Below are 14,078 nucleotides of genomic sequence, written 5' to 3' on the forward strand. Positions count from 1 at the left end.
CTAATTATTCTTAGATTCTAAAGTTCAATCGCAACCAAAGAATTATCTCTTATAAAATGTTTATATTATTAGACTCCTTGTACTAATTCTTTTCCCATGTTATACGCCTTATTCATCAGTTCTTTATTAGAACCAGCAGAATCGCGAGTAACCAATCCTCCTCCTAAAAGAAATCTACAAGGAACTTCAGAATTCCCCTCAAATGTAAGATTTAAAACATATCTTAGATGATTGAACGCTTCATAGCAGGAAGATGTTTCTTCTGGAGCATTTTGTGTAACTATAAGTGCAACTTTCTTTTCTTTATCAAATGACTTGTCTAATCCCTCTTTCATATATGCATATAATCTATCTATAACACATTTTAATTTTCCTTGAATTCCTCCCATGTAGTTTGGTGAGCTAAATACGACTATATCAGCATCATTGATCATATCGTATATGTTTTGCATGTCATCTTTTATCACACATTTTCCTAATCTTTTACATGCATCACAGTTAATACAGCCTTTAATATCTAAATTACTTACTGAAATCGAATTTGTAACTGCACCATCATCTTTTGCTCCCTCTAACACTTTCTTCAAAAGAGTAGATGAATTACCATTTAATCTTGGACTCCCCATTATTCCTAATACTTTCATAATTGAAAACACCAGCCTTTTCTAAATTTATTCTGCTTGAATTTGTGTTTTTATTATATATAATTAATTTTAGATATAAAAGTACGCACTTTTTTGTCTAGTACTATACCAAAAGGAGAGTATTATATGAAAGATGGTATTATAGATCCCTCTGTTTGTCCGATATCATACACTTTATCTATAGTTGGAGGCAAATGGAAATGGGTTTTAATGTGGATATTATCAACTAAAGGAACTCAAAGATATGGAGAGATACGAAAACTTCTCCCAAACATTAGTCACAAAATCTTGATTCAACACTTGAAAGACCTTGAAGCTAGTGGCCTTGTTTCAAGAAAAGAATATTCACAAGTTCCACCCAAAGTAGAGTATTCATTAACAGATAAAGGACAAACTTTAATTCCAATTTTAGAACTTATGTCTGATTGGGGAAGCATTAATCTTCCTTAATAGCAATTTTAGACTGCTCATGAACTGGTACTTATTGAGCAGTTTAATTTATACCTCCACTTACTTATTTTTCCTCCTTGTAGCATTTATCAAATACTAAATTGTGATTGGGTAATCATATTTCTATAAACATTACCCGTATTTCATTTATTAAATAGCTACACTCTATTCTACTATTGTTTATTAGATTATAGTTTTACATATCACTTATTATAACATAATTTACAAAATATCACACAAGTCATACATACATTGGCTCCTGATTTTTAAGTCTTTTAGTCTCATATATGAATGCGCTACATAATTTGAGCTATAAAGTTTATAGGTTTAGATAAAAAACATAATAAAAGTTACTTAATCATTAGTAAGTATTGACTAAAAGTATAGACGGATGTATTATAGATAAATACAGTCTGTAATATCCTATTAATGATACATGGAGGATTAGTATGAAATATACCAAAGCTACTAATTATGCATTACATATAGTTGCATATATGATTAAGTATGATAAAAGAGATAATTTAAGTCTGCAGCCTCTGGCAACCCATTTAAATATTTCTCCGAGTTATTTGTCAAAGATTTTAACGCAGCTAGTAAGAGCTAATATAGTTCAATCAACCCCAGGTATGAATGGTGGTTATGTTTTGCGTAAAAACAAAGAGGATATTTCACTTTTAGATGTAATTGAGGCAATTGAAGGAAGCAGCCCTATGTTTACATGTGAAATGGATGAAAATCATGCATGCAAAATCCAAAAAGCAATGGAAGAAGCGGAAAATATAATGGAAAATTATCTTAAAAATAAAAAACTATTTGAAATTATATAAATGCACCTTAATTTTATAGGTGTTTTCATGCTCTAATCATAGATAAATACAGTCTGTAATGTATTTGATTAAAACAATTATATTTGAGTTATAAATAACTTATTAACAATCTTTATTCTAAAAATAAGATTCATATTAATAAAGTTATAAGAAATTTTAAAGGAGATGTTTATATGTCAGATTTTTGGGAAAAAAGTTTTGCGGAAAAGCAAGCAATGTGGGGTTTTGAGCCATCAAGCACTGCAATTGTAGTGGCAGATTACTTTGCTGAAAGTAATCTAAAAGATATCTTAATACCAGGTGTTGGATATGGAAGAAATATAAAACCATTTGTTGATAATAACATGGATGTTACAGGAATCGAAATTTCTCAAACAGCAATTAATATAGCAAAAGAAAATGGAATTAATAATAAAATTTATCATGGATCAGTATCAGATATGCCTTTTGAAAATAAACTCTATGATGGCGTAGCTAGCTTTGCACTTATTCATTTGTTAAATGAAGATGAAAGAAAAAAGTTTATTAATGATTGCTATAACCATTTAAAACCAGGTGGATATATGATTTTTACAGCCGTTTCGGAAAAAGCTCCAATGTACGGAAATGGCACGAAGCTTGCTGAAAATTATTATGAAACAACATATGGGGTAAAGCTGTTTTTCTATAATTCTAAGTCTATAGCGAAAGATTTCGGAAATTATGGTCTTATAGACTTTGTAGAAATTGATGACATATATAAGGATAATCCAGATAAACCTCCAGTAAACTTTTTAATGATAAAATGCAGAAAAGAGAGATAAAGCTGATAAATCTAAACTTTTGTGCTTACAATAAAATTATGTAGGTGTACTAGTCAACTATTATGACAAAAATAAAAATACCAACTTTTCTTAAATTGAAATGTTGGTATTTTTATTTTGCCTGTATTTTAATGTTATGTTGAAATACAGCCTAAAAAAATTATAGCTGAGATTGTCCACCTATGATACTAAGTGTAAGAAAACTACGTATTATTTAATTTCTGCAAAAACTTCATGTATATTTCCATCAGGGTCAGCAAATAGTGCTGTTCTTTGATTCCACGGCATATTTTGTGGCTCGTGAACAGAAGTTGCTCCTTTGGAAATTAGCATCTTAAATGATTCATCAACATCATTAGGACTTTCACATGGGAAAGCAAGTTCAAATCCCTGTCCAGATGACTCTTTCCTATATTCGTCACTATACACATACATAACATCTCTCATACAAATAGCAAACCTTACTCCATCGTTTTCAAATTCAACATAATTACCAAGGTCATTTTCAATTCTAAATCCGAGAACTTGATTATAGAAATTTTTCATTTTATCTATATCATTTGTCCAAATCGTAATAAGATTAATTTGTGCTTTCATAGTATATTTGTCCCCTTTCTTAATTTAACATATAGATAGTTTTAATTTGCTATTAAGTTTTATTTTAGAATTTCGCAGAAAAAAATCGCAAATTTAATCTCTGAATAATACGATTTACAATTTGATATTTATTTTTATTGATTCATAATTTAAGAAAATTGTGAACTTATTGTAATCATGTATACAATGTATTTAGTTATTTTCTTTTTTAATATCCACGATCATCAACTTTCCAATTATCCGTTTTACTGTCCCTTATTAATATCCAATTATAATTATCATAAGTTGAATTTGGATTTAAACTTCCATCCCCACCTGAAGAATCTACATCAAATTTTGATAGCAAAACAATTACATTTTCAGGTTTGACACCATTCACTGAACCTCTCCCATTTTTCAAATAACCTTCACTAAGTTGATCTGATTTTTTTTCATCATACCATAATTTTGTCAGAGTACATCCATTATAACTTTTAAAACTTTTCTTTACGCAATTCACTGCATCATTTAATTCATTCTCACTGAACTTGTCAGTTGCTCCAATACTCACTACAACATTATCAGTTTTTCCAACTTGTTTATAAACCACAAAAGAGACTCCTACTAAAATTAGACAAAGAAAAAATATTATTTTTCTCATATAAATTCCACCCCATTTAAAATCATATAATAAATAATAATAATTTACTGTTATATTTTATAAGAAAGTCGCTAGATACTTAATTTTCCAGTTATCTTGCCACTCTTTATAACTTAATCCCGTTACTTCTTCTAATGTTTTGCCATCTAGTGAACTAAATGCTCCAACAACATCAGCATTAGGATATGAATATCCTCCAATGATATTCCCTTCACATAACATTACATATACATTAACACCATCTTTAGCATTTCTATCTTCTTTTTGCATAGGGTGTTTTTTTACTGTATAACCATATACAACTATCTCCTTTACAAAATATTTATCTGGTTCTACTGTTTGCACTGCCCAGGCTTGTTGATATTCAAGTGTATTAATACCTCCATAAAGTTTGCTTCTTTCTAATGTATATTTCTGTATTTCACCTTTTCGAGCAATGATAGTATATCCTTGAGATTTAACAAAATCCTCTGCTGTCTTTTCATCACCAGTAATATTAGGCGTACAGCCAATAAATATTATTCCGATTAATAAAGATAATATTTTTTCATAAAATTCTCCTACATATTAATTTACTATGGCGTATTAAAAAAATCACAATCCATGTCTGGATAACACGAAATTTCAATACTATTATTTATTTTTAACAATTTATTCAATTTTCTCAAACTATTCATTTAAGAATCTTCTCAAAGCTATAATACTTCCTATAGCTCCAAGGAATGTTCCAACTATTGCAAATGGCCAAAGCATTGAATTTGTTATAAATGCAGGTTGCACAAGACTTAATTCTGGAATAAACTCAAATGCTTTGGTGTAAATAAAGTCATATATAAAAAATAGCAGTGCATTTCCCACAAATGCTCCTACAATTCCTATAACTACTCCTTCAATAATAAATGGCCAACGAATAAACCAGTTAGTAGCTCCAACAAGCTTCATTATATTTATTTCATTCCTTCTTTGAAGAATAGACATCTTAAATGAGGTTACAACAAGAAATAATGAAATGACTGGTAGTAGCAAAAAAGCTGCAACTTCAAGCCATTTTAAAACTATTACCATTTCTTTATTATCTATAAAAACAGAATTTTTATTAATTGAATTAGATACAAAAAGAGTAGCAAAATTTTTATCAACTGACAGCAGATACAATAAAAATAATCCAACAACAAAAAGAGTTGCAGATACAGTAATCACCGAAAAAGCTGTTATTGTACTATTTCTTTTTAAATTCTTTACTGCATCTAAAAAGAAATATTTAAATTTATTAATATTCATATTTCACCTTCTAAAATTGTTTTAGCAAATATACTCAATTAATTACAATTTTAAACTTATTATACCATACTTTAAAAACTTTTCCTTGTTGGATTTTAAAGAATATTCTCTTTCTCAGTTGCTACACACTTTCTACAATATCAAGTGTATATACTTATACATACTTTATTTTACTTATTAGGTACATTGGCTACATATAAAAGGTGTACTTAATGAATTACTCAATTTGTAATCAGATTCTAGTTGCTTATTTTTTTCTTTATTTATTATATAATTTTCATCTAAGAACGTCTAATTGCTCTTTAAGTCTTCTATTTTCATCTTGTAATTCTTTAATCTTTCTATCTATAGCCATTACATTAATTGCATATCATTAAACTGTTGAATAAATACTAATGATAGCTTCCGGTGTCAGCTTCACTATGAAAAAACACGCAAAAATAAGGTATGATATAATCTTTGTTTATAAAAATAGAGTAGCTTTTACACTACCCTATAAAACTATTTATTTTTTTGATTTTGCCTTAGTTATTGTTTATAATTAAGCACTTACTATGACTTGGCTTTCACTTACACCAGAATTAACCAAAAGTTGTTTCGTTGTTTCACTGCTTACATAAAATTTGGCTTCATTACAAAATCTAAATGCATACATTCCTATACTTGTTACACTATTTGGAATACTTAAACTTGTTAAACCACTACATCCTGCAAATGCCCTACTCTCAATAGTCTTCACACTACTTGGAATAATTATACTTTTCAAACTACTACAGCCACTAAAGGCATCTGCTTGTATATTTGTTACACTATTAGGAATGACTATGCTTGTTAGATTACTACAATTCATACAGACTATAGATTCTATACTAGTCGTGCTATCTGGTATAGTTATGCTGGTTAAATTCTTACAACTAGACGATGATGTAAATCTTATCCTTTTAACCTCAGTACCATCAATTTTATCTGGTATCACTACTGAACTATCAGAACCAGTGTATTCTACTATTGTTCCAGTTGATTTATCAAATTTAAAGTTTCCACTTGTTGTAAGTTCTGTCCATGCACCACTACCATTTAGGTAATACCCATCAATTGTTGTATCTTTAGCCATGTAACCTTTAGAATCAAAATAGTACCATTTAGAATTAATTAACTTCCAGCCTGTAGCCCATGAACTTCCTTCTGTATACCACCAGCCTCTAGGATCACTCTTCCACTCTGCACTCGCTCCTATTGGATTTAGTGCTAATAACGAAGATACAAATAATGAACTCGCTATCACTTTTATTAGTCTCAAACTTTTCATTCTTTATGCCCCCTATGTAATTTATTGTATATAATAACACAATATACAATTATATTATATTTTTAGTAATGCTTTTATTATTTATTACTAAAAACTACATTTATGAAAAATCAAAAGTATTAGCCTGAATAATTAATCCTTTCCTTTTATCTTTCTAATTCTTTTTTATATTGATCTGTCCTATAACTAACAAAGCAGGCTTATATTAAACTCTATAAGATCAGGGGAGTTTTACACCCATATCTGCTTTGCTTTTATATAATATTAACATCTTTTTTACTGCAAAAACGCCAGCATATTTCCGTACAACTGACTTAAAGCTACTAAAAATTGATCAATAAAAAACGTATTTTAGTAGTATCACGCATTAAAAAAATCGTAAATTCATTTTTTTGAATAATACGATTTTACGATTTAGTCTTTAATTTTATTGATCCATCATTAAAAAATAATGCGAAATAATTTAATTACAACTTGGAATTTGGGATAATGATAAATCCACTTTCTGCTTACATAATAAACATGGTTGTATCTTTTCTCATTAACATTAATGAGACGTGTCGTTTACTAGATTAGAAATAGCTTCAACTATGCATTTCCATGTTCCTTTAGGCATATCGTGTCCCATTCCTTCAATCAAAAGTAATTTAGCATTAGGTATTGTACGTGCTGTATCTTTTCCTGCTTCAACAGGAAACAATGGATCTGCAGTTCCATGAATTACCAGTGTTGGAACTGTTAATAATGAAAGGTGTTGTCTCCTATCTCCATTAGCAACCAACGCCGCATTTTGGCGTACAGCTCCTTGTGGATAATAAGAACGATCATAGCTTTCTTCAGTATACCGTATTGCACGTTCTTCCTCAAAAGGAAACCCTTTGCTCCAAAGATTTCTCCACATACGTAAAGTATAATCAATGTATGCATCTCGTTCATTTGGGGGAATTGCTGTAACAATCTCCAATGTCTCTTGTGATATTCGTGGATTATTGGGATTACCTGTAGATGACATAATGGAAATTAAACTATATATACGTGAAGGGTGCCTATAGGCAAAAACCTGAGCAATCATTCCTCCCATAGAAGCACCACAGATGTGAGCCTTCTTTATATTGAGCGCATCTAATAAACCAGCCACATCATCAGCCATATCTTCCAATGTATAGGCGACGTTAATTGGTTTTCCCTCTTGCGCTGCCTGGTATATTCTTTCCATATCAGGAATACCCGCCACATCGAATTTTGTAGACAATCCCACATCGCGGTTATCAAATCTTATAACTTGTAAATTTTCCTTTGCAAGCATTTCACAAAAATCTGGTTCCCAAAAATTTAACTGAGCACCATTTCCCGCAATAAGTACTATAGTAGGGTTTGTCTTCTCACCAAAAATTTCATATTCAATTTGTATTCCATTTGCATTTATGCGTGCCATCGCATACATCTCCCTTTTGTATTCTTATTATTAATATAATACTATAAAACGTCTTTTTATCAATTTGTAAATAAGCGATCATTATTTAGCATTAATTCACTATTACGTTTTACTTTAGTATTGCGCAGTACTTAAGTAGACAAATACCGCAAATTCATTTTTATTGAATAATGCGGTATTTCTTCTATTCTTTATTTTTATTACTCTATAAATAATGTAATCAAGACATGACTATCTAAATATATTTATTTTCTAACCATTCTTGAAAACTAAATGCTAATTCTTGCATTTCATTAATAAATCTACTAGCATGATAACCGTCACAGATAGAATGATGCACTTGTATTGATATAGGAATAAATATTTTATTTTCTTGTTTGAAATACTTTCCTGCAGTAAAAATAGGAGTTAAATATGTTCCTTCATTACATACATTCAAATTAAACCCTGTAAAACTTACCCAAGGAATACTTGATACCGGAAATGTATTGTCAGGTTCATTTGATTTCGGAGTAAACTTCATGATATTTCCATAGTTCTTTATATCATCAAGATAATCACTATAAAAACGTAAAAAACTTTCGTTATATTCCGTCCATATACTTGAAAATGTTTCGTTTTCTTCATGAAAAATAGTATAGCTTGGATTCATGCTATCCCAATATCCTAAACTACCTTTATGATCAAAACAAATACGGAATTCTTTATGATTATTAACCACAGTTGCAATCATATAAATAAGTGTAGGATAAAATTTAATATTTTTAAGTTTAATTTCATACAATAAATCAGTTATTTCTATATTGGCAGTCATACTATAAGTACATTTCACATTATTTAAATAATGTTCAAAGAATGGCTTTCTATTCCAATGATTAATATCTATTAAATTAAAATTCATAATTTAGGCCTCCTAAAAATTTTTGTAATTCTATTTTAGAAGGCTATTTTCCGTGACCTAGCCATTTCAATCTCCCTTTTACAATGATATTTATACTTTAATTTATTATAACACATTCTGTAATACCGCACTGTCCAATTTTCGAAGACCTTTTTTATTTACTACATCAAATCTACACATTGTGCATTACGTCTAAATCATGCAAAAAAACATTACAACTTCTAGATGATCATGTAATATTTCAATCTAGTCTTTACTTATATTAATTGTTACTCATGGATGATTATGATTTATTTTTACTGGTATTGCCCAAACAAAAAGAGCCGTCGCTGGTCCAGCAATAAAAAAACAATCAATCAAAGATCTGTATTCTCTTGCAATATTTAAACCATTTATGACTAAAGAACCAACACTACTAAATAAAAAAGCAATTATAACCAAACAAACTCTTCTGCTTATTTTACCACATATAAATTTTTCTATATCTACTTTTAAGCAGATATTAAAACATATTAAAAAGGATACTACATATGTTGCAAGTGCTAAAAAATAATAATAACTTTTCATAAAAATAATCTTCCTTATCTATAAATAAAATAACTCGTTAACATTCCATCCTAATTATAACATATTTTTAAAATATTTAGATGTACGTTTTTTATTTACTACCTCATAATTTACTATTACGTTTTATAATAGAATTGTGTAGTAAAAAAATCACAAATCCAATCTATTGAATAATGCGATTTTACAATTTAGTCTTTAATTTTATTGATTCATAACTTAAGAATATTGTGCCATAGCTATAAAGTCACTACTACTTTTTGTGTATTGTCTTAATCGTATCAAAAATCAATAAAATACTAACGTAAATACTAGATATAAGCCCCATGATTGAAAGTATTCTAAATATAACTTCTGTAACATAGCCATTTAAGCTTCCAAAAGCCATTTTTAATTGAAATACACCATATATTTGTGTAAGAAAAAAACCTCCAATTATCCCAAATAAAAGACTAAACCTTCTCTCCAAATCAATCCCCTCCAAATTTACAACAATCTATCATTATGATTTAATTATAGCATATCTTGTAAATATCCAATTGTCAGAAGAACTCTTTATATTTACTAAGCAAAATCTACAGATTGTGTATTACTATTTGCTAAATGTTTGAACATTTCCTAATAAGGTTATTTTTTTATTATTAATAATTACTCCACCAGTATTTGTAATTGCGTATACTTTCTCTCTTTTTTCTTCTAATACCTTATTAATATATTTATTCTGAATTTCAGTTTCTTCATAGTGAACTTCAATATCAAAATCCTTAATCAAATTTAGTCCTGAATTGTATGTAAATATTTTATAATCTTCATCTGGAGTAATGTGATATTCTGATATTTGAATCATTGCTCCTGCACTACTGCCAATAATGACACCTGTAAAATTTTCAATATCATCAATAAAACCAAGCTCCTTAATGCGTAACATCATTTTATCTGGCAGACCACCAGTAAAAAATATTATATCGCTATTTTTTATTTTAACTTTTGCATTTTCCTTTGTATCTTTAAAATAATTTATCCAATTTATATTCTCTTCTTTAATTCCATAATTCAAAAACGGTACAGCAATACTTTCATAATATCTACCATTACTCTTACTATACGCATTCTGCCAATCATTATCACTGCATATATTTTCACCAAATGAAAATGGAATTATTAAAACTTTGTCATTAGAATTTATATATTTCGATACTATATCTTTTGCCCAACTTTCGTGAAAATTATATGAACTAAACAACATATTTACCATAAACATTCACCCCTTATTAATTAAAAACAATTTACTAAGTTTTATAGTAGAATTTTGTAGTGTTTCGGATCTAAAAAGACCACAAATTCATTTTATGAATACTAGAGTATTTTACAATTATTATAATTAGCTCTATTTTAACAATAATAATATGATTAATGTTAAAGGCATAATAATATCTGGTATAATTATTACTACATTGCCGGGATTAAAATTTCTCGATCTTAAAATTTCTTTAATGTGTAAAATAGCCGCCCCAAATAAAAAAGTGGTAAATGGAATAACTGTAGCTATCCAAAATCCATCTCTAATCCAATAGCATAATATACCGGATATGCCTATTCCTAATGAAACAATTCCAAGTTCAACCTGAAATCCATTTGAAACCCATCCTATTGTTTTAGCAACCTTTTCTCTTATAACAACATGTCCAATAAAATTAAATACTCCAAAGAATCCCACTGTAAATACTAATTGAATTAAACACGCATTGTAAATGAAACCTTGTGATGGATTCAGCAGATTATATATAATACTTAGTATCCATCCGATTACATAACTAATAATATAAATCATCAATATTTCCTCCGCGCTTTCCATTACAAACTCTATTTTTTATAAATACATCCTTATTATAGTACACTTTGTAAACACCTCATTATTAAATTTTTTTACTACATCATATAAGAATGTTTTGAAATGATAATATCAAGTATACACTCATTACCATAACCAATCTCTTTCATATGGCTCAGTAAATGTACCTTTTTTATTTATATTATCGCCTTCAATCCATTTGAATATCTTTCTAGCAGATTCACATGCACTTGAATTGGCATCAGATGAACCTGATTGTGTTTTAACTTTTCCTGGATGAATTGAAATAACATCTATGTCGTATGATTTAAGTTCTTGTTTCAAGCAAATACTCAACATATTTTGAGACGCTTTAGCAATGCGATAAGAATATGAAAAATTACGATCCTCAAATTCTCCTGATGACATTGCACTTAATGATCCTAATCTTGATGTAATATTAACTATTTTGGGCTTTTTAGATTTTTTTAAAAAATCTAATGTCGCTTGAGTGCTTCTAATAATTGCAATACAATGAATATCAAATAAAGACTTCATTTCTATTGAGGTTACATCTTCAATTTTATACGCATTTCCTGGAATGCCTGCATTATTAATTAATAAATCAAGATGATTTATGGTTTTAGATAAAGTATTTTTTATAATATTAATGCATTTATCATCTGTTAAATCTGTTACAATTGTAGTAAAGTTATTTTTAAATTCTTTATTCAATTCTTCTGCATCTTCTTGTTTTCTCACAACAGAAAAAACATTATAATTATTTGCATAATAAACTTCTATCAATTCTTTGCCAATGCCTCTTGCTCCACCAGTAATTAATACATTTTTCATAACTTAATTCCCCTTATCAACTTGCACCTTTGTTACATAATAATTTACTATTACGTTTTATTTTAGTATTCTGCAGAAAAAATGCCGCAATTAATTAATTAATTAATTAATTAATAATACGATATTCTAATTAGTTATCTTTATTTTTTATCAATTCTAATATTTCATTATTTATTATATCAGGATGTGTATGATGTATGGCATGTCCAGCACCATCAACTACTACTTGTTCGCTATTTGTTGACCATTCTTTTAATTCTGCTTGAGTGTTATTCCATGCTGAATCATATGGATCAGTTAATATTTTTATAGGCATGTCACCTAAATGACCATTTTCTAATACAGTTTCTGCACTAGTTTTTCCTTGATTACCCTCATCTATAATATTTTTGTTATACATAGTCTTTAGAATCATTGATAAATATAACTGTTTTAAATCATTGGGATATAAATTAAAATTTTTCGAAAAATAATCTGTATGGTTAACTATCAACCTTGCTATTCCTATTGATTTTAAGAACTTAAAAGCATATTCTGTACTCTTGGAAATTTCTAATCCAGTGTCAGCATAATATTGGGGATTACCACCATCTATTAAAACTATACCAGATACTTCATTTTTATATATTTGCGTAAATCTTATAACCTCTAATGATGCAAATGAATGACCAACTAATATATATGGAGCTTTTTGGCCTGATTCTTTAAGTGCATCATGCATCTCCTTTACTATAGAATCTATATCTCTGGATGTATCTGTTACCTCACTCCATCCATGACCAGGTCTATCATAAGTGACTACCTTAGCATAATTTGAGATTTCATTATATAGAGGATAAAAATCTGCATAAGAGCTTGGTGCTTCATGTCCCGAACAAAAAACTACAGTCTTATCTCCTTCACCTTTACTAAATACATTAATCTTATGATTATTTACATCAACCATTTCTCCTACCGGAGGATATCTTTTTTCATCTGTATATTCTCCTATTCTTTCATAAACAAAGCCTATGAACAAAACGAAAGCTACAAATATTAAACTTCGATATGTATATTTTATGAATCGCTTTTTAATTTTTGTTTTAAGCTTCTCTTTCTTCTCTTTCCTACTTAGATACATTTACAATCACTCCTTGAAGCTATATCCTTTTTCTATTTCAGCATTTTCAAAACTATCCATTTAATTCCTTTTACAAATACCTACTTAATTGTAACATAACTTCAAATATAAAATCCCCCAGTTCTTGGAATTGATAAAAATTTCATTAATGTAACTCTAAAAATTCTTGTGATTTAAACACTATAAATACATCTTTATTATGATAAATTTTGTTACTCCCGCATTATTCAATTTTATTAATTAATGATTTGAGAAGATGTTGTAACAATATTGGTTCCAAATTATTTATTAATTAAACTTCTTATTTTTTATCAAATTATATATAAAATTGATTATTTTTTCTATTCCGTATTTTAGTAAACCGAAAATAAAACCATAAAATAGAAATGTCAATAGATTTGCTAAATATATATTTATAGTTGCAGAAGGGTGACCCAAATAATGCCTCATAACAATGCCGCTTAATAACCAAGTTCTGAAAGGCTCAACGTATATAATCTCACATAGAATAGGGTTCAATGCAATTAAAATGATACCTTTTCATCATAACCTGTGTAATTCATAACAATAATTAATAAACTTATTATCCCAACCCCCAATATAAACCCCCCTAATGTTTTTTTCATATAATATCCCTCACAATACTTATTTCTATTAATAATTGTTACACAATAAATTACTAGTACGTTTTATTTTAGTATGACGCATTAAAAAAAATCGCAAATTCAATCTTGAATAATACGATTTTACAATTTAGTCTTTAATTTTATTAATTCATTATTTAAGAAAAATATGTATTAACTCAACTACACATTATG

Annotated in this window: 17 protein-coding genes; 3 read left to right on the forward strand and 14 right to left on the reverse strand. The window is 28.4% G+C overall.

Features of this window, described 5'->3' with window-relative positions; genetic code table 11:
* Positions 1-68: 68 nt before the first annotated feature.
* On the reverse strand, positions 69-644 hold the full coding sequence (locus tag T483_RS30180) for a flavodoxin family protein (protein WP_051560428.1): 576 nt from the start codon (positions 642-644) through the stop codon (positions 69-71).
* Between the two features lie 126 nt (positions 645-770).
* Here T483_RS30180 and T483_RS0116770 point away from each other — a divergent pair, with 126 nt between their 5' ends.
* The 3 genes from T483_RS0116770 to T483_RS0116780 all read left to right on the forward strand — a co-directional run bounded on the left by T483_RS0116770 (position 771) and on the right by T483_RS0116780 (position 2,727).
* Positions 771-1,094, forward strand: coding sequence for a winged helix-turn-helix transcriptional regulator (locus T483_RS0116770; protein ID WP_026887886.1), 324 nt, complete (start codon positions 771-773; stop codon positions 1,092-1,094).
* Between the two features lie 449 nt (positions 1,095-1,543).
* Complete coding sequence (locus tag T483_RS0116775) at positions 1,544-1,924, forward strand: RrF2 family transcriptional regulator (RefSeq protein ID WP_026887887.1); 381 nt, start codon at positions 1,544-1,546, stop codon at positions 1,922-1,924.
* Between the two features lie 173 nt (positions 1,925-2,097).
* The gene (locus T483_RS0116780) at positions 2,098-2,727 is read left to right on the forward strand and encodes a class I SAM-dependent methyltransferase (protein WP_026887888.1); all 630 of its coding nucleotides are present in this window, start codon (positions 2,098-2,100) and stop codon (positions 2,725-2,727) included.
* Positions 2,728-2,937: 210 nt separating this feature from the next.
* Here the strand turns inward: T483_RS0116780 and T483_RS0116785 are convergent, their stop codons facing one another.
* The 13 genes from T483_RS0116785 to T483_RS0116850 all read right to left on the reverse strand — a co-directional run bounded on the left by T483_RS0116785 (position 2,938) and on the right by T483_RS0116850 (position 13,260).
* Complete coding sequence (locus tag T483_RS0116785; RefSeq protein WP_026887889.1) at positions 2,938-3,324, reverse strand: VOC family protein; 387 nt, start codon at positions 3,322-3,324, stop codon at positions 2,938-2,940.
* Positions 3,325-3,532: 208 nt separating this feature from the next.
* Positions 3,533-3,964 carry a DUF4829 domain-containing protein gene (locus tag T483_RS32185; RefSeq protein WP_242841877.1) on the reverse strand — a complete coding sequence of 144 codons (432 nt, stop codon included), beginning with the start codon at positions 3,962-3,964 and terminating at the stop codon, positions 3,533-3,535.
* A gap of 57 nt (positions 3,965-4,021) precedes the next feature.
* Positions 4,022-4,309: a hypothetical protein gene (locus tag T483_RS0116795; RefSeq protein ID WP_347460307.1), complete on the reverse strand. Its 288-nt coding sequence runs from the start codon at positions 4,307-4,309 to the stop codon at positions 4,022-4,024.
* A 324-nt stretch (positions 4,310-4,633) separates the two neighbouring features.
* A complete protein-coding gene (locus T483_RS0116800; RefSeq protein WP_026887892.1) occupies positions 4,634-5,245 on the reverse strand; it encodes an FtsX-like permease family protein in 612 nt (203 codons plus the stop codon).
* A 541-nt stretch (positions 5,246-5,786) separates the two neighbouring features.
* Positions 5,787-6,554 carry a leucine-rich repeat domain-containing protein gene (locus T483_RS0116805; protein WP_026887893.1) on the reverse strand — a complete coding sequence of 256 codons (768 nt, stop codon included), beginning with the start codon at positions 6,552-6,554 and terminating at the stop codon, positions 5,787-5,789.
* Between the two features lie 547 nt (positions 6,555-7,101).
* Entirely contained in the window at positions 7,102-7,989 is an 888-nt protein-coding gene (locus T483_RS0116810) for an alpha/beta fold hydrolase (protein ID WP_026887894.1), read from the reverse strand.
* A 235-nt stretch (positions 7,990-8,224) separates the two neighbouring features.
* Positions 8,225-8,890, reverse strand: a complete 666-nt coding sequence (catA, locus tag T483_RS0116815) for a type A chloramphenicol O-acetyltransferase (RefSeq protein WP_026887895.1) — start codon at positions 8,888-8,890, stop codon at positions 8,225-8,227.
* 273 nt (positions 8,891-9,163) lie between these two features.
* Positions 9,164-9,457: a hypothetical protein gene (locus T483_RS0116820; protein ID WP_026887896.1), complete on the reverse strand. Its 294-nt coding sequence runs from the start codon at positions 9,455-9,457 to the stop codon at positions 9,164-9,166.
* Positions 9,458-9,707: 250 nt separating this feature from the next.
* A complete protein-coding gene (locus T483_RS0116825; RefSeq protein ID WP_026887897.1) occupies positions 9,708-9,923 on the reverse strand; it encodes a hypothetical protein in 216 nt (71 codons plus the stop codon).
* A gap of 123 nt (positions 9,924-10,046) precedes the next feature.
* On the reverse strand, positions 10,047-10,709 hold the full coding sequence (locus T483_RS0116830) for a Type 1 glutamine amidotransferase-like domain-containing protein (RefSeq protein ID WP_026887898.1): 663 nt from the start codon (positions 10,707-10,709) through the stop codon (positions 10,047-10,049).
* Between the two features lie 132 nt (positions 10,710-10,841).
* Positions 10,842-11,285: a DUF6790 family protein gene (locus T483_RS0116835; RefSeq protein ID WP_026887899.1), complete on the reverse strand. Its 444-nt coding sequence runs from the start codon at positions 11,283-11,285 to the stop codon at positions 10,842-10,844.
* A 147-nt stretch (positions 11,286-11,432) separates the two neighbouring features.
* Positions 11,433-12,140, reverse strand: coding sequence for an SDR family NAD(P)-dependent oxidoreductase (locus T483_RS0116845; protein ID WP_026887900.1), 708 nt, complete (start codon positions 12,138-12,140; stop codon positions 11,433-11,435).
* A gap of 130 nt (positions 12,141-12,270) precedes the next feature.
* On the reverse strand, positions 12,271-13,260 hold the full coding sequence (locus T483_RS0116850; protein ID WP_026887901.1) for an alpha/beta fold hydrolase: 990 nt from the start codon (positions 13,258-13,260) through the stop codon (positions 12,271-12,273).
* Positions 13,261-14,078 lie beyond the last annotated feature (818 nt).

Source organism: Clostridium beijerinckii HUN142 (assembly GCF_000621745.1).
Classification (GTDB): Bacteria; Bacillota; Clostridia; order Clostridiales; family Clostridiaceae; genus Clostridium; species Clostridium beijerinckii_A.

Bases quoted from the DNA above. Each gene is read 5' to 3' on its own strand.
- T483_RS0116820 (WP_026887896.1), bottom strand. From the start codon at position 9,457: ATGAAAAGTTATTATTATTTTTTAGCACTTGCAACATATGTAGTATCC.
- T483_RS0116835 (WP_026887899.1), bottom strand. From the start codon at position 11,285: ATGATTTATATTATTAGTTATGTAATCGGATGGATACTAAGTATTATA.
- T483_RS0116830 (WP_026887898.1), bottom strand. From the start codon at position 10,709: ATGGTAAATATGTTGTTTAGTTCATATAATTTTCACGAAAGTTGGGCA.
- T483_RS0116805 (WP_026887893.1), bottom strand. From the start codon at position 6,554: ATGAAAAGTTTGAGACTAATAAAAGTGATAGCGAGTTCATTATTTGTA.
- catA (WP_026887895.1), bottom strand. From the start codon at position 8,890: ATGAATTTTAATTTAATAGATATTAATCATTGGAATAGAAAGCCATTC.
- T483_RS0116810 (WP_026887894.1), bottom strand. From the start codon at position 7,989: ATGGCACGCATAAATGCAAATGGAATACAAATTGAATATGAAATTTTT.
- T483_RS0116850 (WP_026887901.1), bottom strand. From the start codon at position 13,260: ATGTATCTAAGTAGGAAAGAGAAGAAAGAGAAGCTTAAAACAAAAATT.
- T483_RS0116800 (WP_026887892.1), bottom strand. From the start codon at position 5,245: ATGAATATTAATAAATTTAAATATTTCTTTTTAGATGCAGTAAAGAAT.
- T483_RS32185 (WP_242841877.1), bottom strand. From the start codon at position 3,964: ATGAGAAAAATAATATTTTTTCTTTGTCTAATTTTAGTAGGAGTCTCT.
- T483_RS0116770 (WP_026887886.1), top strand. From the start codon at position 771: ATGAAAGATGGTATTATAGATCCCTCTGTTTGTCCGATATCATACACT.
- T483_RS0116775 (WP_026887887.1), top strand. From the start codon at position 1,544: ATGAAATATACCAAAGCTACTAATTATGCATTACATATAGTTGCATAT.
- T483_RS0116780 (WP_026887888.1), top strand. From the start codon at position 2,098: ATGTCAGATTTTTGGGAAAAAAGTTTTGCGGAAAAGCAAGCAATGTGG.
- T483_RS0116785 (WP_026887889.1), bottom strand. From the start codon at position 3,324: ATGAAAGCACAAATTAATCTTATTACGATTTGGACAAATGATATAGAT.
- T483_RS30180 (WP_051560428.1), bottom strand. From the start codon at position 644: ATGAAAGTATTAGGAATAATGGGGAGTCCAAGATTAAATGGTAATTCA.
- T483_RS0116845 (WP_026887900.1), bottom strand. From the start codon at position 12,140: ATGAAAAATGTATTAATTACTGGTGGAGCAAGAGGCATTGGCAAAGAA.